This window comes from Methyloceanibacter marginalis, from assembly GCF_001723295.1.
Classification (GTDB): domain Bacteria; phylum Pseudomonadota; class Alphaproteobacteria; order Rhizobiales; family Methyloligellaceae; genus Methyloceanibacter; species Methyloceanibacter marginalis.
Map to the genome: position 1 here is coordinate 1 of NZ_LPWD01000288.1, position 2,166 is coordinate 2,166.

A 2,166-nucleotide genomic window follows, 5' to 3' on the forward strand; every position below is an offset into this window, starting at 1 on the left:
CGGCGACGAAGCCGACGCCGCAAGCGTCGTGCTCGTTCCTCGGATCATAGAGTCCTTGCGCGCGCGGCAAGCCCTTGGGCGCCACGTCGAAGAGTCCAGGAATGAGCGAACGGGGTGCCATCGTTTGCATGGAACCTCGGCCTCGCCCAGAGCCAAGGGCGGGCGTTTAGAGTTTGGCGAAAGGCCGTCCTCTTCACCAGCATGAACGTGTAAGCGTAAAGCGAAGATCCGGCCTTTAGGGGGCTCGCGCGCCTTTGCGCCAGCGAAAGCAGCATATGAGGCCCGCGCCTCAAAAAGGCGCATTTCAGCCCCGCGCCGCAGCCTCCAGAACAAAGGTCAGCAAGCCTGTCCTATTTAACCCCAAAATGACAGATTTCAAGGGGGGGCACAAGGGCGGATTCGGGGGTCTCGGGCCCAAACCGGCAGGCGCGACTTCACCAGGTTCTGGCGGAGGCGTGATTTGACGTGAGCGCGCCGGCGCTGGCCTACTCGGCCACACGCGGGGCCGCCGGAATCCCTGGAATTCCAGCCTTGCCGTTGACCAAAGAGGAGCTGACATGACCGATCAACCCAAGAAAATCTCAGGCCTGGCCGTGGCTTCGGCCTTCGCCGCGGCGCTCGGCGTGGCCGCCTCGGGCGGTTCCGCAGGGGCCGAGGACCAGGAGAAGTGCTTCGGCGTCGCCAAGGCGGGCGAAAACGACTGTGCCGCGGGCAAGGGCACGACCTGCGCCGGCACCTCCAAGATCGACTATCAGGGCAATGCCTGGAAGCTGGTGCCGAAGGGCAGTTGCACGACCATGGAACTGCCAGACGGCCGCACCGGCAGCTTGGAGGCGCTGGATCGCGACCTCCCGCCTGCTTAAGTCTCGTTATGGTGAGGTGCCCGGCCGTCCTTCGAGGCTCGGGCTTTGCCCTCGCACCTCAGGATGACGGCCGGGCCTCGAACCATGGGCAAGCCGCGATGAACGCTTCCATTGGGATGAGCCCGATTCCGGCGCGTGCCGGGGTCGGGCTGAAGCCCGAGCACTACCGCGACATTCTCGAAGCTGCGCCGGATCTCGGCTGGTTCGAGATCCATGCCGAGAACTACATGGGCGAGGGCGGTCCGCCGCATGCCTATCTGACGGCCGTGCGCGAGCGTTACCCGTTGTCGCTGCATGGCGTCGGCCTGTCCATCGGCGGGGCCGGCCCGCTCGACCGCGCGCATCTCGCGCGCTTGCGCGCACTCGCCGACCGTTACCAGCCGGCGTTGTTCTCGGAGCATCTCGCGTGGTCGAGCCACGAGACGGTCTATCTCAACGACCTCCTGCCGCTCCCCTATACGGAGGAGACGCTGGAGCGGGTCTGCGCGCATGTGGACGAGGTGCAGGAGACGCTTCAGCGCCCCATGCTGCTGGAGAACCCATCGACCTATGTGGCCTTCGCCGAGACCTCGATGAACGAGGTGGATTTCTTGCGCGAGATCGTGCGCCGGACCGGCTGCGGGCTTCTGCTCGACGTCAACAATGTCTTCGTGCAGGCCACCAATCACGGCTTCGACGCGATCGACTATCTCGACAGCTTTCCCGCCGAGCATGTGGGCGAAATCCATCTCGGCGGTCACGCGGAGGATGAGGACGACGACGGCTCGGCGCTTCTGATCGACGACCACGGGCGCGCGGTGGCCGATCCGGTCTGGGCGCTCTATGCCCACGCGCTTGCCCGCACCGGACCCACGCCCACCCTGATCGAATGGGACAACGACGTGCCGTCCTGGTCCGCGCTTATGCCGAGGCCAAGCGCGCCGATGCGGTGATCGCGGAGCGGCGCAGCAACCGCGCGGAGACATGATGGGCGGCGCGCTGGAGCTCGAAGGCGCGTTTGCCCGGGCCGTGCTCGATGCAAGCGCCGAGGTTCCGGCGCGGTCGTGGGCCGGCGGGGGAAGAGCCCGTCGCGGCGCTTCGCCGTTTACCGCAACAATGTCTATGCGAGCTTGATCGACGTGCTGGGGAGCCGGTTCCCGGTCTCGGCGCGGCTCGTGGGCGAGGAGTTCTTCCGGGCCATGGCGCGCATCTACGTGGCGCAGACGCCGCCCGCATCGCCTGTGCTGCTGCACTACGGCGCGGAGTTCGCCGATTTCGTGGGTACGTTTCCGCCGGCCTCGGCGGTGCCCTATCTCGCCTGTGT

General features: G+C 66.4%; 3 protein-coding genes. All 3 read left to right on the top strand.

The window, feature by feature from the left end; all coding sequences use genetic code 11:
• Positions 1 to 557: 557 nt before the first annotated feature.
• Positions 558 to 863, top strand: a complete 306-nt coding sequence (locus AUC71_RS10985; protein WP_069624300.1) for a BufA1 family periplasmic bufferin-type metallophore — start codon at positions 558 to 560, stop codon at positions 861 to 863.
• A gap of 98 nt (positions 864 to 961) precedes the next feature.
• Positions 962 to 1,795 (top strand): MNIO family bufferin maturase, encoded by an 834-nt coding sequence (gene bufB, locus AUC71_RS10990; protein WP_083238300.1) that lies wholly within the window; start codon positions 962 to 964, stop codon positions 1,793 to 1,795.
• Positions 1,796 to 1,906: 111 nt separating this feature from the next.
• Positions 1,907 to 2,166: HvfC/BufC N-terminal domain-containing protein (locus AUC71_RS10995; RefSeq protein ID WP_141701617.1), on the top strand; the 260-nt coding region annotated here is incomplete at its 3' end.

Bases quoted from the DNA above. Each gene is read 5' to 3' on its own strand.
- AUC71_RS10985 (WP_069624300.1), top strand. From the start codon at position 558: ATGACCGATCAACCCAAGAAAATCTCAGGCCTGGCCGTGGCTTCGGCC.
- bufB (WP_083238300.1), top strand. From the start codon at position 962: ATGAACGCTTCCATTGGGATGAGCCCGATTCCGGCGCGTGCCGGGGTC.